Source organism: Rhodoferax ferrireducens T118, assembly GCF_000013605.1.
In the GTDB taxonomy this organism is placed as follows: domain Bacteria; phylum Pseudomonadota; class Gammaproteobacteria; order Burkholderiales; family Burkholderiaceae_C; genus Rhodoferax; species Rhodoferax ferrireducens.
In genome coordinates, this window is record NC_007908.1 from 4,468,479 (window position 1) to 4,490,627 (window position 22,149).

The 22,149-nt window shown below is 60.3% G+C and carries 22 protein-coding genes; 16 read left to right on the forward strand and 6 right to left on the reverse strand.

What is annotated here, in order from left to right:
* Positions 1–32 precede the first annotated feature (32 nt).
* The 5 genes from RFER_RS20310 to RFER_RS20330 are packed head-to-tail and all read left to right on the forward strand — an operon-like array spanning position 33 to position 7,764.
* On the forward strand, positions 33–1,577 hold the full coding sequence (locus RFER_RS20310) for a type I restriction-modification system subunit M (protein ID WP_011466266.1): 1,545 nt from the start codon (positions 33–35) through the stop codon (positions 1,575–1,577).
* Positions 1,574–2,812, forward strand: coding sequence for a restriction endonuclease subunit S (locus RFER_RS23620; RefSeq protein WP_011466267.1), 1,239 nt, complete (start codon positions 1,574–1,576; stop codon positions 2,810–2,812). Before RFER_RS20310 ends, RFER_RS23620 begins: the two co-directional genes overlap by 4 nt.
* Positions 2,812–3,510: an abortive infection family protein gene (locus RFER_RS20320; protein ID WP_011466268.1), complete on the forward strand. Its 699-nt coding sequence runs from the start codon at positions 2,812–2,814 to the stop codon at positions 3,508–3,510. Before RFER_RS23620 ends, RFER_RS20320 begins: the two co-directional genes overlap by 1 nt.
* Positions 3,507–4,529, forward strand: coding sequence for a virulence RhuM family protein (locus tag RFER_RS20325; protein WP_011466269.1), 1,023 nt, complete (start codon positions 3,507–3,509; stop codon positions 4,527–4,529). The genes RFER_RS20320 and RFER_RS20325 overlap by 4 nt, the downstream gene beginning before the upstream one ends.
* A 31-nt stretch (positions 4,530–4,560) precedes the next feature.
* On the forward strand, positions 4,561–7,764 hold the full coding sequence (locus tag RFER_RS20330) for a type I restriction endonuclease subunit R (RefSeq protein WP_011466270.1): 3,204 nt from the start codon (positions 4,561–4,563) through the stop codon (positions 7,762–7,764).
* Positions 7,765–7,928: 164 nt separating this feature from the next.
* Here the strand turns inward: RFER_RS20330 and RFER_RS20335 are convergent, their stop codons facing one another.
* Positions 7,929–8,828, reverse strand: a complete 900-nt coding sequence (locus RFER_RS20335; protein ID WP_011466271.1) for a LysR family transcriptional regulator — start codon at positions 8,826–8,828, stop codon at positions 7,929–7,931.
* Positions 8,829–9,010: 182 nt separating this feature from the next.
* On the opposite strand from RFER_RS20335, the gene RFER_RS20340 reads away from it, so the two are divergent.
* A complete protein-coding gene (locus tag RFER_RS20340) occupies positions 9,011–9,652 on the forward strand; it encodes an NAD(P)H-dependent oxidoreductase (RefSeq protein ID WP_084795579.1) in 642 nt (213 codons plus the stop codon).
* Positions 9,653–9,815: 163 nt separating this feature from the next.
* On the opposite strand, the gene RFER_RS20345 is transcribed toward RFER_RS20340, so the two are convergent.
* Complete coding sequence (locus tag RFER_RS20345; protein ID WP_011466273.1) at positions 9,816–10,757, reverse strand: GSU2403 family nucleotidyltransferase fold protein; 942 nt, start codon at positions 10,755–10,757, stop codon at positions 9,816–9,818.
* A gap of 621 nt (positions 10,758–11,378) precedes the next feature.
* Here RFER_RS20345 and RFER_RS20350 point away from each other — a divergent pair.
* Both RFER_RS20350 and RFER_RS20355 read left to right on the forward strand, forming a co-directional pair.
* Positions 11,379–11,897: a DUF2242 domain-containing protein gene (locus RFER_RS20350; RefSeq protein WP_011466274.1), complete on the forward strand. Its 519-nt coding sequence runs from the start codon at positions 11,379–11,381 to the stop codon at positions 11,895–11,897.
* A 187-nt stretch (positions 11,898–12,084) separates the two neighbouring features.
* Positions 12,085–12,465, forward strand: a complete 381-nt coding sequence (locus RFER_RS20355; RefSeq protein WP_011466275.1) for a VOC family protein — start codon at positions 12,085–12,087, stop codon at positions 12,463–12,465.
* Positions 12,466–12,468: 3 nt separating this feature from the next.
* Here the strand turns inward: RFER_RS20355 and alkB are convergent, their stop codons facing one another.
* Positions 12,469–13,119: a DNA oxidative demethylase AlkB gene (gene alkB / locus RFER_RS20360; protein WP_011466276.1), complete on the reverse strand. Its 651-nt coding sequence runs from the start codon at positions 13,117–13,119 to the stop codon at positions 12,469–12,471.
* A gap of 138 nt (positions 13,120–13,257) precedes the next feature.
* On the opposite strand from alkB, the gene RFER_RS20365 reads away from it, so the two are divergent.
* Positions 13,258–13,962 (forward strand): glutathione S-transferase N-terminal domain-containing protein, encoded by a 705-nt coding sequence (locus tag RFER_RS20365; RefSeq protein ID WP_011466277.1) that lies wholly within the window; start codon positions 13,258–13,260, stop codon positions 13,960–13,962.
* Between the two features lie 4 nt (positions 13,963–13,966).
* On the opposite strand, the gene rarD is transcribed toward RFER_RS20365, so the two are convergent.
* Positions 13,967–14,848 (reverse strand): EamA family transporter RarD, encoded by an 882-nt coding sequence (gene rarD / locus RFER_RS20370; RefSeq protein WP_041791033.1) that lies wholly within the window; start codon positions 14,846–14,848, stop codon positions 13,967–13,969.
* A 194-nt stretch (positions 14,849–15,042) separates the two neighbouring features.
* On the opposite strand from rarD, the gene RFER_RS20375 reads away from it, so the two are divergent.
* The 3 genes from RFER_RS20375 to RFER_RS20385 all read left to right on the forward strand — a co-directional run bounded on the left by RFER_RS20375 (position 15,043) and on the right by RFER_RS20385 (position 17,476).
* Complete coding sequence (locus RFER_RS20375) at positions 15,043–15,921, forward strand: methylglyoxal synthase (protein WP_011466279.1); 879 nt, start codon at positions 15,043–15,045, stop codon at positions 15,919–15,921.
* 166 nt (positions 15,922–16,087) lie between these two features.
* Positions 16,088–16,339, forward strand: coding sequence for a hypothetical protein (locus RFER_RS20380; RefSeq protein ID WP_011466280.1), 252 nt, complete (start codon positions 16,088–16,090; stop codon positions 16,337–16,339).
* Positions 16,340–16,378: 39 nt separating this feature from the next.
* Positions 16,379–17,476, forward strand: a complete 1,098-nt coding sequence (locus tag RFER_RS20385; protein ID WP_011466281.1) for a DNA glycosylase AlkZ-like family protein — start codon at positions 16,379–16,381, stop codon at positions 17,474–17,476.
* 23 nt (positions 17,477–17,499) lie between these two features.
* Here RFER_RS20385 and RFER_RS20390 read toward each other — a convergent pair whose 3' ends face one another.
* A complete protein-coding gene (locus RFER_RS20390; RefSeq protein WP_011466282.1) occupies positions 17,500–18,495 on the reverse strand; it encodes an aldo/keto reductase in 996 nt (331 codons plus the stop codon).
* Between the two features lie 23 nt (positions 18,496–18,518).
* Complete coding sequence (locus RFER_RS20395; RefSeq protein ID WP_011466283.1) at positions 18,519–18,902, reverse strand: MerR family transcriptional regulator; 384 nt, start codon at positions 18,900–18,902, stop codon at positions 18,519–18,521.
* A 176-nt stretch (positions 18,903–19,078) separates the two neighbouring features.
* Between RFER_RS20395 and RFER_RS20400 the strand changes: the two genes are divergently transcribed.
* The 4 genes from RFER_RS20400 to RFER_RS20415 all read left to right on the forward strand — a co-directional run bounded on the left by RFER_RS20400 (position 19,079) and on the right by RFER_RS20415 (position 21,860).
* Positions 19,079–19,432: a YciI family protein gene (locus tag RFER_RS20400; protein WP_011466284.1), complete on the forward strand. Its 354-nt coding sequence runs from the start codon at positions 19,079–19,081 to the stop codon at positions 19,430–19,432.
* A 152-nt stretch (positions 19,433–19,584) separates the two neighbouring features.
* Entirely contained in the window at positions 19,585–20,034 is a 450-nt protein-coding gene (locus RFER_RS20405; protein WP_011466285.1) for a YciI family protein, read from the forward strand.
* A 17-nt stretch (positions 20,035–20,051) separates the two neighbouring features.
* Positions 20,052–20,537 (forward strand): VOC family protein, encoded by a 486-nt coding sequence (locus tag RFER_RS20410; protein ID WP_011466286.1) that lies wholly within the window; start codon positions 20,052–20,054, stop codon positions 20,535–20,537.
* 12 nt (positions 20,538–20,549) lie between these two features.
* Positions 20,550–21,860: an RNA polymerase sigma factor gene (locus RFER_RS20415; protein WP_011466287.1), complete on the forward strand. Its 1,311-nt coding sequence runs from the start codon at positions 20,550–20,552 to the stop codon at positions 21,858–21,860.
* Positions 21,861–22,149 lie beyond the last annotated feature (289 nt).

A 22,149-nucleotide genomic window follows, 5' to 3' on the forward strand; every position in this document is an offset into this window, starting at 1 on the left:
TACCCCACTAGTTATTTGAAAGACCGACTCCCATGGCCCGTGCACCCACAGCAAAACCCGACAAAGAAGAACCACTGGAAAAGCAGCTCTGGAAAGCCGCCGACAAGCTGCGCAAGAACATTGATGCGGCCGAATACAAGCATGTGGTGCTTGGCCTCATTTTCCTTAAGTACATCTCCGACTCCTTCGAGGAACTGTTCACAAAGCTGCAAGGCGGCGCAGGCGACTACGCCGGGGCCGACCCGGAAGACAAAGACGAATACAAGGCCGAAAACGTCTTCTTTGTGCCGCCGCAAGCGCGCTGGTCATTTTTGTTGGGCAAGGCCAAGCAACCCGACGTTGGCAGCCACGTTGACGCGGCCATGGACGCCATCGAAAAGGAAAACCCTTCACTCAAGGGCGTTCTGCCCAAGGTCTTTGCCCGGCAAAATCTTGACCCCGCCAGCCTGGGCGGGCTGATCGACTTGGTGGGCAACATTGCATTGGGCGACGCCAAGGCCCGCAGCGCCGATGTGCTGGGCCACGTCTTTGAGTACTTCTTGGGCGAATTTGCGCTGGCCGAGGGCAAGCAGGGCGGGCAGTTTTATACGCCGCGCTCCATCGTGGAACTGCTGGTGGTCATGCTGGAACCCTACAAGGGCCGGGTGTTTGACCCCTGTTGCGGGTCCGGCGGCATGTTCGTGCAATCGGAAAAATTCGTCACAGAACACCAGGGCCGCATCAACGACATCTCCATCTTCGGGCAGGAAAGCAACCAGACAACTTGGCGCTTAGCCAAAATGAACCTGGCCATTCGTGGCATTGACGCATCCCAAGTGAAATGGAACAACGAAGGCTCCTTCCTCAACGATGCGCACAAGGATGTAAAGGCCGACTTCATCATTGCCAACCCGCCCTTCAACGTGAGCGACTGGAATGGCGAGCTGCTGCGCAAGGACGGTCGCTGGCAATACGGCGTGCCGCCTACCGGCAATGCCAACTTTGCCTGGCTGCAGCATTTCAACCACCACCTGGCCCCCAACGGCCGCGCCGGTGTGGTGCTGGCCAAGGGCGCACTCACCAGCAAGAGCAGCGGTGAGGGCGACATCCGCAAGGCGATGGTGGTGGACGGCAACCTGATCGACTGCATCGTCAACCTGCCTGCCAAGCTGTTCCTGAACACGCAAATTCCGGCGGGCCTATGGTTCATGAACCGCGCCCGCAACAACGGCCACCCGCGCAAGGGCGAGATTCTGTTCATTGATGCGCGCAATCTCGGACACCTCATTAACCGCCGCACGCGCGAGCTGAGCGATGAGGACATCCAGAAGGTTGCCAGCGTTTACCACGCCTGGCGCACCGGCGAGAGCGAGTACGCAGACGAAAAGGGCTTCTGCGCCTCGGTGCCGCTGGCGCGGGTGGCGGAACTGGACTATGTGCTGACGCCGGGGCGCTATGTGGGCCTGCCGGATGAAGAAGACGACTTCGACTTTGCGGAACGCTTTGCATCGTTGAAGGCCGAGTTGGAAGCCCAGCTTTTGGAGGAAGCCGAGCTGAACCAGGCCATTGCAGAAAACTTGGCGAAGGTAAAGGTATGAATGAACTGCTGGAAGCCTCGGTTGAACAATTGCCAGACGGTTGGTCATTGGTTACTGTCGGCCAGCTAGTGAACGAAGGTGTGATCGCAAAGCCGCTGGATGGCAATCACGGCGAAATACATCCGAAAGGCTCTGACTTTGTCAGTGATGGAATTCCTTTCGTAATGGCAACGGACATCAACGCCGGGAAGGTTGACCTGGTGAACTGCAAGTTCATCACTAAGAAACAAGCTGACTCGCTTGCCAAAGGTTTTGCTATTCCAGAAGATGTCTTACTGACGCACAAGGCAACGTTGGGGAGAACTGCGATCGTGGGTGAATTAAGAACCCCATACATAATGCTAACGCCTCAAGTGACGTATTACCGGACCATTAAGAAAGACAGACTACACAATAGGTTTCTTAAATACTATTTTGATTCGCCTTTCTTTCAAGACACTCTGGTAAATCACGGCGATAGCGGTTCCACTCGCGCGTATGTGGGCATCACCGCTCAGCGAGATTTGCCAATAATTCTTCCCAATCTTGTCAGAGAGCAAGAATCAATTGCTGCGGTGCTCGCGAGTCTCGACGACAAAATCGACCTGCTGCACCGTCAAAACCAAACCCTCGAAGCCATAGCCGAAACCCTGTTCCGGCAGTGGTTTGTAGAAGATGCACAAGAAGGCTGGGACGAAAGACCGCTCAGCAGCATCGCCAATTTCCTGAATGGGTTGGCATGCCAGAAATATCCACCAACCAATGATCTGGAAAAACTGCCTGTTCTCAAAATTCGCGAGCTAAGCAGTGGCATTTCTGAAACTGCGGACTGGGCGACGAGTCAAGTCAAACCCGGCTACATCGTCGAAGCCGGTGATGTGATTTTTGCCTGGTCCGCGTCCTTGATGGTCAAGGTTTGGGATGGCGAAAAGTGTGTGCTGAACCAGCATCTGTTCAAGGTGACTTCGGACGAGTTCCCCAAATGGTTCTATCTGAGGTGGTGCAAGCACCATCTTGCCGAGTTCATCGCCGTCGCTGCCAGCCATGCCACGACCATGGGGCACATCAAACGCGGCGACCTGGACGCGGCAATGGTGCTGGTTCCGCCACCTCCGGTTCTTGAAACCATGTCCAGGCAGATGCAGCCACTGCTGAACAAGCAGATCGCGATTGCCCGGCAGCGCAAGACGCTGGAGAAGCTGCGCGACACCCTGTTGCCCAAGCTGATGAGCGGTGAAGTGCGGGTCGCCTACTGATGGAAAAGCTCAAGGCGACGCTTGCCCAATACAGCCGCTGGCAACCCTATGGGGTTTATGTTGACCGGATGGAAGGTCATCTTGAAACGGACTTCAGTGTCTCCGTCGAAAATGCAAAGGCCCTGCTGGAAGGTATTGGCAAGGAAATTTGCGATGCGAAGTGCATTCCCTTAGCGAATGCCCCCGCGATCAGCGTCGTGTTGAAGACGGCCTTTCGCGCCTTGGGATACAACGGCGAGCAGCTGGTGACCCAGGTGTCGACTTCATTGGCCAACATCGGCCAGTTGATTGGCACCCTGAGAAACGAAATCAGCCCGACGTCGCATGGAAAATCGCTGAAAGAATTGAGCGACGGGAATGACAAAGTCGATTTACTCACCCGAGATTTTTTGATCGACAGCACCTTGGTCGTGGCGGTTTTCCTGATTCGGGCGTTTGAGGAGAGAAAAGGCGATGTCGTCGCACCAGCGGCTGGTGCCGGGGCTGCCGATGTCCCCCCTGAGTACGACGATCACGAAGATTTCAATAACTATTGGGATGAATCTTTCGGCGAATTCAGCATGGGTCAGTATTCCTACCCCGCCAGTGAGATCTTGTTCAATGTGGACTTGCAGGCCTATCAAGCGGAATACAAAGACTTCATTGAATCCGAAGAACCGCCAGCAGAAGCTGCCGATTTGCAAAGTGAACAACCATGACAAATAACAACTTGCCTCAAGCTGCCAATTTCATTCTCTACACAGCAGCCAATGGCGACATCAACCTGAACGTGGCCCTGCGCGATGAGACGGTCTGGTTGACCCAGAAGGCGATGGCCGATCTGTTTGCTGTGGGGGTACCGGCGATCAACAAGCACCTGAAAAACATCTTCGATACCGGAGAGCTTCAGGACAAGGCAGTTATTTCCATTTTGGAAACAACTGCCGCCGACGGCAAAAGCTACCAAACCAAGTACTACAACCTGGACGCGATCATCTCGGTGGGTTACCGGGTCAATTCGCTGGAGGCGACCCAGTTCCGCATCTGGGCAACGCGCACCTTGAAGGAGTACATCATCAAAGGCTTTGTGCTGGATGATGCGCGGCTCAAGCAAGGTAGCCAGGTATTTGGCAAAGATTACTTCGATGAGTTGCTGGAGCGCATCCGCGAGATACGCGCCAGTGAGCGGCGGTTTTATCAAAAAATCACCGACATTTATGCACTGTCGATTGACTACGATAAGAACGCGCCGCTGACCAAGGCATTTTTTGCCACGGTGCAAAACAAGTTGCATTGGGCGATTACCGGAAAGACCTCGGCCGAAATCATTTATCAGGCGGCTGATTCGGGTAAACCGCACATGGGACTGATGACGTTCAAGAACGCGCCCGATGGCAAAGTGCTGAAAAGCGACGTTGCGGTTGCTAAAAATTATTTGGCTGAACAACACATTCGGGAGTTGGAGCGCATTGTTTCTGCCTATTTGGACTTGGCCGAGAATCGCGCCGAGCGGCAGATTTTGATGAAGATGGCCGATTGGGTGACGTTTTTGAACAGCTTTCTGGAGCTTTCAAACTATCCAATCTTGCAAGATGCCGGAAAAGTCAGCGCGGAGATGGCGCGGCTCAAGGCAGAGAAAGAATACGAGAAATTCAGGGTGCAGCAAGACCTTGAATATGTTTCCGACTTTGACAAAGTCGTCAAGGCCTTGAAACTGCCCGGCAAGAAAAACAAGTAATGCCCCTTTTAGGGGAACAGGGACGACCGACATGCTCACCGAATCCGCCATCGAAACCTTTGCCATCAAGCTGTTTGAACGGCTAGGTTACGTCTACCTGCATGGCCCTGACATCGCCCCTGACAGTGATGGCCCAGAGCGCAGCAGCTACGCCGAGGTGCTGTTGCCCGGTCGGCTAGCCCAGGCCGCCGGGCGCATCAACCACAAGCTGCCCCGGGATGTGGTTGAAATGGCGCTCAAGGAGGTGCAACGGGCCCACTCGCCAGACTTGCTGGCCAGCAATGAGGCTTTCCATCGCCTGTTGACGGAAGGGGTGCCGGTCAGCATGCAAAAGGATGGTGACACACGCGGCGAACGGGTGTGGCTGATTGACTTCGCCCGGCCTGAGAACAACGAGTTCGTGGTGGCAAACCAATTCACCGTCATCGAAAACCATCAAAAGAAACGGCCCGACCTGGTGCTGTTTGTCAATGGCATTCCGCTGGTGGTGATCGAACTCAAGAACGCAGCCGATGAAAACGCCACGCTTAAGTCGGCGTATCAGCAGATTGAGACCTACAAACAAGCCATACCGAGTCTGTTCACTGCCAACGCTTTGGTCGTCATCTCTGACGGCCTGGAGGCCAAGGCTGGCTCCATCTCAGCAAGTTTGTCGCGCTTTATGGCATGGAAGAGCGCTGATGGCAAAGCAGAAGCGTCTCATCTGGTCAGCCAGTTGGAAGCGCTGATCCTCGGCATGTTGAACCAGGGAACGTTGCTGGACTTGGTGCGCCACTTCATCGTTTTCGAGAAGGGCAGCAAGGAAGATCCGAACACAGGTCAGATCACGATCAGCACCATCAAGAAGCTGGCGGCCTATCACCAGTATTACGCGGTGAACGCGGCGGTAGCCTCCACCTTGCGGGCGGCGGACATGGGCGGGCCGCTGTCCGTGCGCGAGAATCCGGCCAGTTATGGCCTGCCCGGTATTGCAGATCAGCCTAAGAGTGACATGAAGGCGGGTGTGGTGTGGCACACCCAGGGGTCGGGCAAGTCGCTCTCCATGGTTTTCTATACCGGCAAGATTGTTCTAACGCTGGACAACCCGACGGTGCTGGTGATCACCGACCGCAATGATCTGGACGACCAGCTTTTTAATACCTTTGCCGCTTCCAAACAGTTGTTACGCCAGGAGCCAGTGCAGGCGAAGGATCGCGAGCACTTAAAGGCACTGCTGAAGGTGGCAGCGGGCGGCGTTGTTTTCTCAACCATTCAGAAGTTCCAGCCCGATGAGGGCAATGTTTACGACCAGCTCTCCAATCGTCCCAACATCGTGGTGATCGTCGACGAAGCCCACCGCACCCAGTACGGCTTTGCCGCCAAGACGGTAGACGAGAAAAATGCAGATGGCATGGTGATCGGCAAGAAGGTGGTCTATGGCTTTGCCAAGTATCTGCGCGATGCTTTGCCCCGCGCCACCTATCTGGGTTTCACCGGTACACCCATTGAGAAAACTGATGTGAACACCCCGGCGGTGTTTGGCAACTATGTGGACATCTATGACATTGCCCAAGCAGTGGAGGATGGTGCCACGGTGCGTATTTATTACGAGAGCCGCCTGGCCAAAGTAAGTCTGAGCGAGGAAGGCAAGAAACTGATTGCCGAATTGGACGAAGAGCTGGAGCAAGACGAGCTGACCGAGACACAAAAACCCAAAGCCAAGTGGACCAAGATGGAGGCGCTGATTGGCAGTGAGCAGCGAGTTAAGAACATTGCCCGCGACATCGTCGGTCACTTTGAGGCGAGACAGGAGGTATTCGCTGGCAAGGGAATGGTGGTGAGCATGTCGCGGCGCATTGCTGCCGATCTGTATGACGAAATCATCAAACTGCGGCCCGACTGGCACGCCGACGAACTGAGCAAAGGCGTTATCAAGGTGGTGATGACTGCTGCATCAAGCGATGGGCCGAAGCTCGCCAAGCACCACACTACCAAGGAGCAGCGGAAGCTGCTGGCCGAGCGCATGAAGGCTGAAGATGATCCGCTCAAGTTGGTGATCGTGCGCGACATGTGGCTGACCGGCTTCGATGCGCCGAGCATGCACACCCTCTACATCGACAAGCCCATGAAGGGGCACAACCTGATGCAGGCTATTGCGCGGGTGAACCGTGTGTACAAAGACAAGCCTGGCGGCTTGGTGGTCGATTACCTGGGAATCGCGGCGGACCTCAAAGAGGCGCTTTCGTTCTATTCCGATGCTGGCGGCAAGGGTGACCCAACCCTGTTGCAGGAGCAGGCCGTGGGCCTGATGCTGGAGAAACTTGAGGTGATCTCGGCCCTGTATCACGGCTTTGCCTATGAACACTATTTCGGAGCGAATACCGCCCAGAAGCTGTCGCTGATTCTCGCGGCGGAAGAGCATATCCTCGGCTTGGATGACGGCCGCAAGCGTTATATCAACGAGGTCACGGCGCTTTCGCAAGCCTTCGCCATTGCCATACCGCATGAACAAGCGATGGACGTGAAAGACGAGGTGGGCTTCTTCCAGGCCGTGAAGGCGCGGCTGGTGAAGTACGACAGTGTCGAAGGCGAGCGCAGCAACGAAGAAATTGAAACCACCATTCGCCAGGTGATTGACCAAGCGTTGGTGTCGGAAAAAGTGATTGATGTGTTTGACGCGGCGGGCATCAAAAAAACAGATATCTCCATACTGTCGGATGAATTCTTGGCCGAACTGAAAGGCTACGAGCATAAAAACGTGGCCTTGGAGGTGCTCAAGAAACTCCTCAATGACGAATTGAAAATCCGCGCCAAGCGCAACCTGGTGCAAAGCCGGTCACTGATGGAGATGTTAGAGGCCTCCATCAAGAAATACCACAACAAGATTCTGACTGCGGCCGAGGTGATGGACGAGCTGATCAAGGTCAGCAAAGAGATCGTCGCCGCCGATGATGAAGCCAGACACATGGGGCTTTCCGACTTTGAATATGCTTTTTACACTGCAGTGGCCAATAACGACAGTGCCCGTGAACTGATGCAACAAGACAAGTTACGCGAACTAGCCGTGGTGTTAACCCAGCGCGTGCGCGAAAACGCATCCATAGACTGGACTATCAAAGAGAACGTGAGAGCTAAGCTCAAGGTGATTGTGAAACGCACTCTGCGGCAATTTGGTTATCCACCAAACATGGAGTTGCTCGCGACTGAAACAGTGCTGAAGCAGGCGGAGATGATTGCGAACGAGCTTACGCAGTAGGCCACGCGGATCAAGTTACCAACCGCGAGAGTTGTCGCCTGGTTGAAGTGGTGGAGACTCAGGCTATGTGGCAGGGTATTTGAGACTCTAATTGCTATGTATTTAATAGCAGCTTGCGCAATATCTACGGGGGCAAGAACCGTCATTGGCATGCAGAGTCAGTTTCAAACCCGTTCAGCAAACCGCCGCGACAGCAAAAACTCCACAAACGTGGCCGTGTTCAGCGCCAGCCATTGGCGCGCCGGGTACACCGCATACAGCGACGGTCCGCTGGGCAGGCGGTAGGCCGGGAGCAGTTCGACCAGTGCACCACTGGCCAGCTCCTGCTCCACCAACAGCCGGTCCAGCACGGTGACGCCCGCCCCGGCACAGGCCGTGGCCACCAGGGCCATGCCGTCATTGATGCGGATGCGGCCCTGCACCCGGACCAGGGTGGTGGTGTCGTCCAGCATGAAGGTCCATTCGTCGAACACGCGGTTGTCGCGCGTCCACAGCAGGCATTCATGCTGCGCCAGATCCTGGGGCACTGCGGGCACCCCGGCGCGTGCCAGGTAGGCAGGTGCGGCCACCAGCACGCGGGGGTTGTCGGCCAGTTTGCGCGCCACCAGCGTGGAGTCGTCGAGATGCGCCACACGGATGGCCACGTCGATCTGCTCGGCGATCAGGTCGCTCATGCGGTCTTCCACCAGCAGCGTCAGCTCTACCAGGGGGTGAAGTTGCGTAAATTCGGTAATCAAGGGCACCAGATGGCGCTGCCCCAGCGGGCGCGGGCAGGCCACCCGCAAGGGGCCGCGCACCTCCTGCTGGAACTGGCCAGAAATTTGCGCCACGTTGCTCAGGGCGCGGTCAATCTGCTGGGCTTGCAGCAGCACCACCTTGCCCACCTCGGTCAGCGTTAACTTGCGCGTGGTGCGCAGGATGAGGCGTGCGCCGAGGTCGGCTTCCAGCCGGGCCAGCTGGCGCGAAAGGACCGACTTGCCGCAGCCCTGCCGGGTGGCCGCAGCGCTGATGCTGCCCGCATTGACGATGGCCGAGAAGGTGGTGAGGAGTTGGGGATTGAGCATGGCTAGCAGTTTATTGTTGCTCCAAAAGCAACACAATTGTGCTTTATTGGGGCTTCTCAGGCAACGTTATTGCTTCTACATTCGATGCCAACCTAACCCAACTCCATCCAAGGAAGCTTTGTATGACCCAGTCCGCCACGCTCGCAGCACCCGCCAACACCGAACTCCCCAGCGCCCAGGAGATGCCATCGGACGCCATGATCGAGTGCCTGCAGTGGCGCTACGCCGCCAAAAAGATGGACCCCGCCAAAGCGGTGCCCCAGAACAAGGTGGAGCGCATTCTGGAAGCGGCGCGCCTGGCACCGACCTCCAGTGGCCTGCAGCCTTACGAGATCATTGTGGTGACGAGCAAAGAAGTGCGCGAGCGCATCAAGCCCATCGCCTGGAATCAGGGCCAGATCACCGATGGCTCGCATCTGCTGGTGTTTGCGGCGTGGGACAACTACACGGTCGAGCGCATCAACATGATGTTCGACCTGACCAACACCGTGCGCGGCTTTAAAAACGAGGGCTGGGAGAACTACCGCAACATGCTGCTGGGCATGTACCCGCAGCGCGATGCCGAGGTGAACCACCAGCATGCGGCGCGCCAGGCCTACATTGGCATGACCGCTGCCATGCTGGCCGCCGCCTTTGAAGAGGTGGACTGCACCCCAATGGAAGGCTTCGACCCCAAGGCGATGGGCGAGATTTTGAACCTGCGCGAGCGGGGCCTGCGCAGTGTGGCCATTTTGCCGCTGGGCTACCGCGAGGCCGACAAGGACTGGCTGGTGAACCTGACCAAAGTGCGCCGCCCGCGCGAGCAGTTCATCACGGAAGTCTGATCACCGAATGCCCGATCCCGCCGCCCTGCTCCGTGCAGGGCGGCTCTTGCCCATGCAATGCTGACCCAGACGCCAGTCGGAGCTGTGGAGGATGCGGGTGATTTGCTCTGTTATTAATAGCAACTTGCGCCTATTCCACGGGGACTAGCGGCCAATTTGGCACTCAAATCTGTGGCAAATACTTATCCAGCAGTTCCTGCACCGCCTCCGCCTGCAGCACGTCCCTGCGGCGCTTGAGGGCTTCGCGGTCGGGTTGGTTGGCCATCCAGCGCTTGAACGCGACGAAGGTGGCCGGGTGCACCGTGTTCATGCGCGCCATGGTGCCGTTGCTGGCCACGATCACGGCAGAAAAGCCGGGAGAGTCCAGCAACACATTGGCGCGGCGCGCTTGCACTACCCAGAAGTCTTCGTCCTCGTCACTGAGTTTGATGGGGTGCGGGTCGTCGCCCGCACGCTCGCGGCGGATGATGTCCACTTCAAAGCCATCTTTGTTGACGGCGGTGTATTTTTGGCTTTTGCGAATGCGAAAAGTGCTGTCCACCTTTTTCAGCACGCCCAGCATGGAGCTGTCTACCTTGGCAAGCTGGGTCGAGAACAGGATGCGTTTGCGGGTGTCCCACAGCAGGTCAATGTCGCGGGTGGCCAGCGTGTCGGAGTCCAGTCGCACTCCGGCGGCGGACTCATAGGCGTACAGCGCGTGGGTGCCGACCACGCGAAAATGCGGGCTCAGTTGGGTGCTGGCCAAGCGGCTGAGCAGCGCCACTACCAGTGGGTCTACCCGGCCAACACGCAGAGCGCGGTTCATGCGTTGGTGTTGTTCCAGGGCAGCTTTGAGGCCGGACACGCGCTCTGCGCTTTCGCGCTTGCGCTGGGTGAAGCGCTCGTACATGGCTTCGGTGTCAGATGTGCGGACCCCGAGGCTGGTCTCATTCCCTGCGGGTGTGGTGCGCACCAGGTATTTGGATTCCGGCGATGACGCTGGTCCCGCATGCCAATACATGCCGCCGCGCACTTGGGCCGCTTCCACTTGGGCTTCTTCCAAAGCCTCGAATGTGGAGACGGCATCGATGTACTGGCGGGCGACAGTGGCGCTGGTTTCTAGCATTTCGGCATGTTAATCTAATTTTTACTTTTATACCGTAAAGTCTTTTATAACAATAGCTTACGCATACTTCTACGATATGGGAGGAACCCCGGAGCATTGACAAGCTCGACACTTGGGAGGCCCCCATCGCCATGATCTCCATTCGCGGCGGTGAAGCGGCCACGCCAACAAATGCTCGCTGGGCCGTCGATGGCGCGGCCGGCCATGGTGCGTGGGCTGAGGATTCCGGTGGAGTCCTGATTTAATAGCAACATGCGCAAGTAGGACGGGGGCTAGAGGCTGATTTGGCTTGAAGTTGAGGATCAGACCACCGCGGCTTGGTCGTCAATCGGCTCACTGGTGGGGACCCAGTGTCCGCGCTTTGCTTGCACCGCCTCCGCCGGCAGCACGTCCCTACCGCGTTTGAGGGCTTCTCGGTCGGCTTGGTTGACCCCCGCCCCGCAGTGCCCGACGCGCGAGGACGAAAAGGCGCTATGCGCCAAAACAAGCCACGGTGCGATACTGGGCCCGATGCGGACCGAATTTCTTGTCCGTTTGAGAAATACGTATTCTGAATTTTGAAAGGAGCGCTTAATTTTGAAGACGTCTTTGATTTTTCAATCCGCCGCTTGGGGGATTGTCATGGGCGTGCTGGGTATGTTGTCTGCTTGCACGACGCCGACCAAACGGTTGTTGCCACAAGAGGCGTTCGGTTCCACGTCAACCTACTCCCGCATGTTCGACGCATCGCCGGCCGAGACCTGCGAGGCGGCCCGGCGTGCCTTGCTGAGCCAGGGCTACGTCATCAACATGAGCAAGGATGATTTGGTGCTCGGACAGAAAAACTTCCAGCCCGACGCCGAGTCCCACTTGCAGATGGAAATCAGAGTGGTTTGTGCGCCCGAGAGCAAGGACGGAAAAATTACCATCGGATTTGTCACCGCGTTACAGGACCGGTACGCCCTGAAGAAAACCAACAACTCGGCCAGTCTGGGTGTTGGCGCATTGGGTTCGGTCTCGCTGCCGTTCAGTTCTGGCGACGATTCTTTGGTCAAGGTGGCCAGCGAAACAATCAATTCAGAACCGTTTTACGACCGTTTTTTCACCTTGGTACACCGCTACCTGACCGTGGACGCGCCGATCGACGAGGAGCAGCCTTGATCTGACCCGCTACGCCAGTGATGCCCGCTGCGCCCGGGAATGGCAGCACCCTTTCCCGGGCTGGGCGCCATGGAGCAACAGCATCATGTCTGCCATTCATCATTTGGGCGACCGGCCGTGGGCCAACCAGCAATTACCATGCTAACAATTCAACAACGCGCGCCAACGGGCCCCAACGGAGAAAGTTATGTTCAGTCATGTGATGGTCGGTGTGAATGACCTTGAGGTCTCGAAGAAGTTTTACGACGCGCTGCTTGGCACGCTGGGCATCGGCCCGGGGGTTGCCAACAAGAGCCGGTATTTCTATCGCAGCCCTGCAGGTACGTTCGGCATTACCACGCCCATCAATGGCCAGCCCGCGACCCACGGCAATGGCAGCACCCTCGGGTTTGCCGCGCAGTCACCGGAACAATGTGACGCATTCCATGCGGCCGGCATCGCCAACGGCGGCACCACCTGCGAAGAGCCGCCGGGCTTTCGCGACGGCGCGGTGGGCAAGCTTTACCTGGCGTATCTGCGCGACCCCGACGGCAACAAGATCTGCGCGCTGCACCGGCCTGCCAAATAGCTGCTACTTCACACACCGAAACGTCAGGTTCAACCTGCGCCGCCCCAGCAGCGCATGCTCACCATCGGCCAGTGCGGCCACGCCGTGGTAGGCCAGCCGTGACGGGCCGCCCCACACCACCACGTCGCCATGCACCAGCCGCCAGCGCTGGGGGCGGTCTTTGCGGCTGGGGGTGCCGAACAGAAACACCGCCGGCAAACCCAGAGACAGCGAGACGATGGGCGCGCGCAGGTCTTTTTCGTCTTTGTCCTGGTGCAGCGAGAGTTTGGCCCCGGGCAGGTATTCGTTGATCAGGCAGGCATCGGGCGTGAAGTTCGCGTAGCCGGCCTGCGCAGCGGCGCGCCGGGCCAGGTCCATCAGGCAGGCGGGCATGGCGGGCCAGGGCTGGCCCGAGAGTGGGTCCAACGCGGCGTAGCGGTAGCCGCTGGCGCCGGACACCCAGCCCAGCGGGCCGCAATTGCTCATGGCCGCCGACATGGTGTAGCCGCCGGGGGTTTGCCAGTGGCGCAAGGGAGCTTGACTGAGGACGGACTCGATGGCTTGCAGCAGGGCGGCATCACCGCCCCTGGCAAAGCCGTACAACAGCACCGCGCCGGGCGCGATTGGCGTCAGCGCGGCCTCGGGGGGCAGGGGCAGGTCGTCAAAGAGGTCCATCGAATTGAAAACAAAGCATTGTCTAGTTCAAATAGTAAAGTGACATTCTCCGCCCCCGCCGCAGCAGACAAATACCTTTCCGGCCAAAATGCGCGACTCAGGGCGATCACCGCCCGCATCCATTCCAAGGAGCCCTCAATGCCTGACCTCTCCACCTTCTTCATCACCCACAAGTGGCCCGCCCGGCATCCCGACCGGCTGCAGCTCTACTCGCTGCCCACGCCCAATGGCGTCAAGGTGTCGATCATGCTGGAGGAGACCGGCCTGCCGTACGAGCCGCATCTGGTCAGCTTCGAGACGCAGGACCAGCTGTCGCCGGAATTCCTCTCGCTCAACCCCAACAACAAGATTCCGGCCATCCTCGACCCCAATGGTCCCGGCGGCCAGCCGCTGGCGCTGTTCGAATCCGGCGCGATTCTGATTTACCTGGCCGAGAAGACGGGCCAGTTCATGCCGCAGGATGCGGCGCTGCGCTACCAGACGATCCAGTGGCTGATGTGGCAGATGGGCGGGGTCGGCCCGATGTTTGGCCAGTTGGGTTTCTTCCACAAGTTCGCCGGCAAGGACTATGAAGACAAGCGCCCGCGTGACCGCTACGTGGCGGAGAGCAAACGCCTGCTGGGCGTGCTGGACCGGCGGCTCGCCAACCGAGCCTGGATCATGGGCGAGGCCTACACCATCGCCGACATTGCCACCTTTCCCTGGGTGCGCAACCTGATCGGCTTTTACGAGGCCGGTGATCTGGTGGGCATGCAGGATTTTCAGAACGTGACCCGCGCGCTGGCGGCCTTTGTGGCGCGGCCGGCGGTGGTGCGGGGCTTGGGGATTCCGGACCGGTCCTGATTGGCTATTGATTGAATCGCTGTTTGCGCGCGTTCCAGAAACTGTCCGCGCTGTACAGCACCAAAGCCATCCAGATCAGATAAAAGCCGATGGCGCGCGCCGGCTCAAACGCTTCGCCGTACAGCCACACGCCCAGCAGCATCTGAAGGCTGGGTGAGATGTACTGCAGGATGCCCAGCGTGGCCATGGGTATGCGGCGTGCACCGGCGGCAAACAGCAGCAAGGGGATGGCGGTCAGCGGTCCGGCCAGCAACAGCCAGCCCAAGGTCGCCGGATCGCCTTGCACCAGGGCACCTTGCCCGTGCCATGCCCACCAAGCCAACATTCCCACCGCCATGGGCCACAGCAGCAGGGTCTCCAGCGTCAGGCCTTCCAGCGCGCCCAACTTGGCCAGCTTGCGCAGCAAGCCGTAGATGCCAAACGTGATCGCCAGCACCAAAGCCACCCAGGGCAGTCGCCCCGCCTGCACGGTGAGCCACAGCACACCGGCTGCGGCCACCGCCACCGCCAGCCACTGCCCAGGGCGCGGACGCTCATTCCAAAAGGCAAAGCCCAGCGCCACGTTGACCAAGGGCAAAATGAAGTAACCCAAACTGGCATCGACCATATGGGCGTTTTGCACCGCCCACACGTACACCGACCAATTGACGGACAAAAGCAAGGCCGACACCGCAAACGCCAGCAGAACCCGTGGCTGGCGGGCCAAGTCGCGCAGCCAGGCCCAGCGCTTGAGCACGGCCAGCACGCACAGCAGGAAAACAAGCGACCACACCATACGGTGCATCACGATCTCAAACGCATTGACCCGGGTGAGCTGTTTGAAAAAGACCGGGAGCAATCCCCAAGCCGTGTAAGCCAGCGCGGCGTAAAACAAACCAGGATTCATAGTTGGCAGGGGGTCATGTGATGGGTCTTGATGGCTTGGGTGCAGTTCAGAGTCTAGTGGCAAGCACATGACAGGTGGACGACAAGCAGGCACTTGATTGCTTTGGCGCACTCGGCTCCGCGCCGCCTGACGGGCTGCCGATTACAGTAGATCCCATCACGCCCCGTCTGTGGGGCCACAAGGAAACCATCACCATGAACTTTGGACTTGTCGCCCATCGATTACATCGCCTCGGCCCGGACAGCAGCCTGCTGCGCTGGGCGCGCGCCTGTGAGCCCGGCCTGCAAGCGCTGGGCCTGGGGCTGCACGCCACCGGCGGTGCCTATGACGCGCTGAGCAAATACAAACTGCTGGACGGCCAGCTCCACCCCGTGGGCAATGGCCGCGACGGTGGGCTGATGCGCCTGGTGTCGCGCATGGCCGGTGGCCTGGCGCCGCAGGCCGCCCTGGACGGCGTGTTTTTTCTGGTGGACCCGGTTGACCCGACCTCGATCTACCCTGAAGCCCAGGCGCTCAAACGCCAGTGTGTGATTCACGGTAAACCGTTTGTATCCACCCTGGCCGGCGCCATGGAATGGGTGGCGGTGGAGCTGACCAACGCCGGCCTGCACACGCTGTGCGTGCCCGAGACCGCGCCGCTGTTTGCGCTCGAATCCCAGGTGGCGGCGCTGGTCGCCCACGACGCGCTGAAAGACCAGATGGTGGCCTTTGCCGCCGAGCATTTCGACACCTTGTCGCGCTTTGCCGGGCGCGTGGCCACCGGCACCACCGGCAAGCGCCTGAACGACATGGCCTGGTCGCGCGGCTGGCCGCAAACGCAGCCCTGGGTCACGTGCTACCAAAGCGGCCCGCTCGGCGGCGACGCGCAGATTGCCGAACTGGTGCTGGACCAGCGCTGCCAGAAAGTCATCTTTTTTGAAGACCCGCATGTGGCCCGCCAGCACGAGGCCGACATCCAGTTGCTGGAGCGCGCCGTGTGCAGCGCCCAGCACGCCACCACCTGCTTCAACACCCCGACCATGGCCCGGCGCTGGGCGCAGGCGGTGATGCGCGGGCCGGGGACTCCGGCATAATCCTGATTTGATAGCATCCAAGGCAGGTTCTACGGGGGCTTGAGCCTGATTTTGTTTGAAGTCTTATGGCTTTTCAGCGGACGCCGCAGGTGCTTGGGCCGCGGCGACCGAGGGGCGACAATCTAGCCCCGGGAAGCCACCCATCCCCAACATCAGGAGCAGCAACATGACCCAGGACTTGAACCAGCAGAACGAATTGAAGAAGACGGAGCTGTGCGATTCGTGCGCCGGCATCCAGCGCAACTGGCGCCGCGCCCCCGGCCACGCCGAACTGGTGCAAGGCGACAACCGCAAGGAACCACGCAGCCACGGTCAGGTCACCATCACCCGCTACGTCTGTGCCCGCTGCGGCACGCAGTGGGAGTACGAGAACAACAAGGTCAACCTGCACGCGGGTTGGTCGGTGGTGGGCCAATAGACGGCGCTCGGTGAAGCGGCAAGTTATTTTGCCACTGCCATGCCCATCACCCTGGACACCCTGCGCCGCTACGCCGTGGCGCGTTCCCTCTTCACGCCCACCACCCTGGCCCGCGCGATCGAGCGCCTGGGCTTTGTGCAGGCCGACCCGATCCGCGCCCCGGCGCGGGCGCAGGACCTGACCTTGCGCCACCGCGTCAAGGGCTATCACGCGGGCGATCTGGAGCGGCGTTACGCCAGGCTCGGCATCGAAGAGGACTTCTTCGTCAACTACGGCTTTTTGCCGCGCGCCACGCAGGCGCTGATGCACCCGCGCACGCCAACCTTGGCGTGGCCCAAGGCACGTCTGGCGCAGGCCCATGCCGTGCTGGACTTTGTGCGGGCGCACGGGGTGGTGCACCCGCGCGAGGTGGACGCGCATTTTGCCCATGGTGCGGCGCGCAACTGGTTTGGTGGCTCGTCCAATGCCAGCACGCAGCTGCTCGACGACATGCACCACCGCGGCCTGCTGCGCATTGCCGGGCGCATGAGTGGCGTGCGTACCTACGCCGCCTGCGAGCCACGGGCGCCCTTGGGGCCGCTGGCCGATCCGACCCAGGCCATGGACGCGCTGGTCGATGTGATCGTGGGCAAGTACGCCCCCTTGCCTGAACGCTCGCTCGGCGAGTTGATCAGCCACCTGCGCGGCGGTGCCCCGCAATGGGCCGATCAACGCCAGGCGGCTTTCCAGCGCGCCAAGTTGCGGCTGGCCACAAGCCGGGTGGATGGCGTGACCTGGTATTGGCCTGCGGATGAGTCGCCGGCCTCACGCCGGTATGCGCCCGGCGCGGTGGTGCGCCTGCTGGCGCCGTTTGACCCGGTGGTCTGGGACCGTCGGCGCTTCGAGCTTTTTTGGGGCTGGGCCTATCGTTTCGAGGCCTACACGCCCGCCGCCAAACGGGTGCGCGGCTATTACGCGCTGCCGCTGTTGTGGCGTGACCAGGTCATTGGCTGGGGCAATGTGACGGTGAGTGGTGAGCGGCTCAAGGTTGATCTGGGCTATGTGGCTGGCACGGCGCCGCGTGAGGCGGCCTTTGGCCAAGCCCTGGCGCAAGAGTTGGCACGGCTGCACACCTTTCTCGCCTTGCCGGCAATTTGAACAGCTTTGCGTTGCCCTACTGATCAGGCGTTGACGGAACCGAGAAAGGCTTCCGGGTAACGCAGGCCGGCGGCCGCATCAGGCGGGAAGGCACGGTCCAGTTCAGCCAGTTCGGCCGCGCTCAGCACCACGTCAAGCGCCGCGATATTCTGGTCAAGATAGGTGCGGCGTTTGGTGCCGGGGATGGGGATGATGTCCTCGCCCTGCGCCAGCACCCAGGCCAGCGCGACTTGTGAAGCGGTGATGCCCTTGGCCGCAGCCAGATGCTTGACCGCATCGACCAGGGCCAGGTTGCGTTTGAAGTTTTCTTCTGCAAAGCGCGGCGAAAACTTGCGGCGGTAATCGTCAGCCGGCAGGTCTTCCGGCTTGGTGAATGCGCCGGTCAAAAATCCACGGCCCAGGGGCGAATAGGCCACGAAGCTCACGCCGTGCTTGCGGCAGGCCGCCAGTGTGCCGGTGACTTCAGGGTCGCGCGTCCACAATGAATACTCGCTTTGCAGGGCGGCGATGGGGTGCACCTTGCAGGCGCGCTCAATCGTGGCGGCCGAGGCTTCGGACAGGCCCAGGTAGCGCACCTTGCCGGCCTGCACCAGCTCGGCCATGGCGCCCACGGTGTCCTCGATCGGCACGGTCTTGTCGACGCGGTGCTGGTAATACAGATCAATCTGCTCGATGCCGAGGCGCTGCAGGCTCGCCTCGCAACTTGCCTTGACATAGTCGGGGCGACCGTTGACCCCACGCACCGCCTCGTTGGCCGGGTCGCGCAAGAGCCCGAATTTGGTGGCCAGGAACACCTCCTTGCGGCGCCCGGCGATGGCCTTGCCAATCAGCACTTCATTGGTGTGCGGGCCATAGACGTCAGCGGTATCGAGGAAATTGAGGCCCTGGTCCAGGGCGTGGTGCAGGGTGGCGATGGACTCGGCGTCGTCGCGGTTGCTGTAGAACTCGCTCATGCCCATGCAGCCCAGGCCGATGGCGGAAATGGTGGGGCCGTTGCGGCCGAGAGTACGGGTTTTCATGGTGTCCTTTTTGGGTTAAAAATTCAGGTGCGCTTTTTTTGCGCCCGCATGGTTTCATAGATGCGAATCTTGTTGCGGATGTAGTCCAGCGTCTCGCCCAGCACGCGCATGTCCGCCTCTACACGCTGGGCATGGTCCTCCATCAGTGTCTGGCGCTCGGCCAGGCTGGCGGGCGTGTTGCCCTGGCGCCGCAGCTGCGCATAGCGCTGCATGTCGCGCATCGACATGCCGGTGGCGCGCAAGCGCACCAGGAACTCAAGCCAGCGCATGTCGGCGTCGCCGTAGCGGCGCGCGCCGCCACGGCGCTCTACCGGCGCGATCAGGCCAATCTGCTCGTAGTAGCGCAGGGTGTAGGGGCTCAAACCAGTGGCCTTGGCCGCCTCGGCAATGCTCAGGGACGTGTTCATGGCGCTAATGTAAAACTTCGAGTGCACTCGAAGTCAAGCGCTTATTTCTTCCCAAGTGCATCTGCGATCAATCCAGGTCCAGGAGGCCAACGGAGTTGCGGGACGCAGGTGCGAGCGCTTGTGACCATAATGTTGAACCGCACCCCGCACGCACCCTATGAAGTCGGAGAACTGCCATGGCTTACACCTTGCTGATCGTCGAAGACCCCCACCAGCGCGACACCCGAACGCCCGCCGAAGGGCGTGCGGCATATGACAGCATGGTGCAGTTCGCAGCGCAGCTCAAGGCCCGAGGCTTGTTGCTGGCGACCCAATCCCTGACCTCGCACGCCGCCGCCGCCCGGGTGCAGGTGCGCGACGGCCAATCACAGGTGCTGGACGGTCCGTTTACCGAGGCCAAGGAAATGGTCGGTGGCTTCTTTTTGCTCGATTGCCAGACCCGGGCGCAGGCCATTGCCATTGCCGCCGAATGCCCGGCGGCGCAGTGGTGCACGGTGGAGGTCCGAGAAGTAGGTCCTTGCTTCGCGTGATGCAGCCCCGGACAGGGTGATTAGGGTTTTCACCTAGAGAATAGTTGTCGAAATGGACGGTGCTGGTTCGTCGTGGAACTGAGGAATGCAATGACCGATCAACACAAGATCGGTCAACGGCACCTCAATCCGCAACACACAAGGAGAGCCCCATGCGATTCATGATTATTGTCAAAGCCACGCCGGATTCAGAGGCCGGCGTGATGCCACCCGACACGCTGCTGGCCGAGATGGCCGACTACCACGAGCAACTGGCCAAAGCCGGCGTGTTGCTCGATGGCTCGGGCTTGCAGCCCAGCGCCAAAGGGTGGCGCATCCGCTACAACGGCAAGAAGCCGGATGAGCGCACGCTGATCGACGGCCCGTTTGCCGAGAGCAAGGAACTTATCGCCGGCTACACCCTCATTCAGGTGCGCACGCGCGCCGAGGCGCTGGAGTGGACACGGCGCTTCCCCAACCCCTCGATCGATGGCAAGCAAGGCGAGATTGAAGTACGCCAATTGTTTGAGCTGGAAGATTTTGGCCCGAGCGAAACCGTGGAGCGCTTTCGCGACATGGGTATGGCTGCACCGGCACAAGTTTCCAGTCCCCTTAAATCTTGAAACAAGGAGTCCTGATCATGTCTAAATCATCAGTCAAACCCATTCCCGAAGGCATGCACACTTTGACGCCGCACCTGGTGTGTGCCGGTGCGGCCGATGCCATCGAGTTCTACAAAAAAGCCTTCAACGCGGTGGAGGGCTATCGCCTGCCGGGGCCCGATGGCAAGCTCATGCATGGCAGCGTGGTGATTGGCGACTCCATGCTGATGCTGGTGGATGAAAATCCCGCTTGGGGCGCGCTCGGACCCAAGAGCTTGAAAGGCTCGCCGGTGACGATCCACCTGTATGTGCCAGGCGTCGATGCCACCGTGGCCCAGGCCGTGGCGGCCGGTGCCAAAGTCACCATGCCGGTTGCCGACATGTTTTGGGGCGATCGTTATGGCGTGTTGCAAGATCCGTTCGGCCACAACTGGTCGGTGGCGACGCATCAGCGCGATTTGAGCCCGCAGGAAATACAAGAGGCGATGGCCAAGATGGACACGACGAACAAGACGTGCACTTGAGCCGCTGCAGCCGTGGTGGCAAGCCTTACACAACTGTCGCTGGAGGCGATCTGGCGGATTGAGGGGGCCAGCATCATCGCGGCGGTGGCCCGCATGGTGCGCGACATCGGCCTGGCCGAAGAACTGGCGCAGGACGCCCTGGTCGCGGCGCTGGAACACTGGCCCGCTGACGGTGTGCCGCACAATCCGGCCGCCTGGCTGATGACGACCGCCAGGAACCGTGCACTGGACCATTTGCGACGCGCCAGGATGCTGCTGGAGAAGCACGATCAGATTGGCCATGAGCTGGAGGCCCAGGAGGCTTTGATCGTGCCCGATTTTGTGGATGCCCTGGATGCGGCCCGATCGGACCAGATCGGCGACGACTTGCTGCGCCTCATTTTCACGGCCTGTCACCCGGTGCTCTCGACCGAGGCGCGCGTCGCCTTGACCCTCAAGCTGCTCGGCGGCCTGAGCACCGCCGAGATCGCACGGGCCTGCCTGGTGCCGGAGCCCACCGTCGCGCAACGCATCGTGCGCGCCAAGCGCACGCTGACCGAGGCGCATGTGCCATTTGAACTGCCCCAGGGTGACGCCCTGAGACCGCGCCTGGGCTCGGTGCTGGAGGTGATTTACCTGATTTTCAACGAGGGTTATACCGCCACCAGCGGCGGCGAGTGGATGCGCCCGGCCCTTACCGACGAAGCCGTGCGCCTGGGGCGCGTGCTGGCCGCTCTGGCGCCCAGGGAAGCCGAAGTGCACGGACTGGTGGCGCTGATGGAGCTGCAGGCCTCGCGCGCCGGTGCACGCGTTGACGCATCGGGCCGGCCCATACTGCTGCCCGATCAGGACCGCAGCCGCTGGGACCGGCTGCTCATTCGCCGCGGCCTCGCGGCACTGCAACGCGCTGAAGCCTTGGGCGGAACGCTGGGGCCTTATGCCTTGCAGGCGGCCATTGCGGCCTGCCACGCCCGCGCCAACACGCACGCAGAGACCGACTGGCCGCGCATCGTCGCCCTTTACGATGCACTGGCGCAGGTGATGCCCTCACCCATCGTCGAACTCAACCGTGCCGTCGCCGTCGGTATCGCTTTCGGCCCGGCAGCGGGGCTGGAGATCGTGGATTCGTTGTTGCGCCATCCCCAATTGGCACGCTACCACTGGTTGCCCGGTGTGAGGGCCGATCTGCTCGCCAGGCTGGGCCGGCATGACGAAGCGCGGGCAGAGTTTGAACGGGCGGCGGGTCTGGCGCAGAACGCGCAGGAGCGCCAGCTGCTGCAGGAGCGTGCAATGGCGCAGAGCCGACTTGAAACCATCAAGCCGCGCGACCCAACGGCCGGCTGATGGCTGAGGCCGAACTCGCCAAAGGACCTAGTGGATCAAGCCAGCCAAAGGCAATCTGATGCTCCAAGGTCGGTTGGCGGGTCAAGCCGCTGTCACAGCGCGCCGTAGCGCCGCGCAAAGGTGCGATACTTTGCCCTGACGCGGTTGAAAAACCTGTCTGAGTCACTCCTGGATTCACGCCTCACCGCCCAGCTGCGCCATGGCGGCCATTGCAGTCTGTTGATGGTCCGCAACGTGCATAAAGCGCATCGACCAGCTCGATGTGCGCAGTCAAGTGAGCAGCATCGGG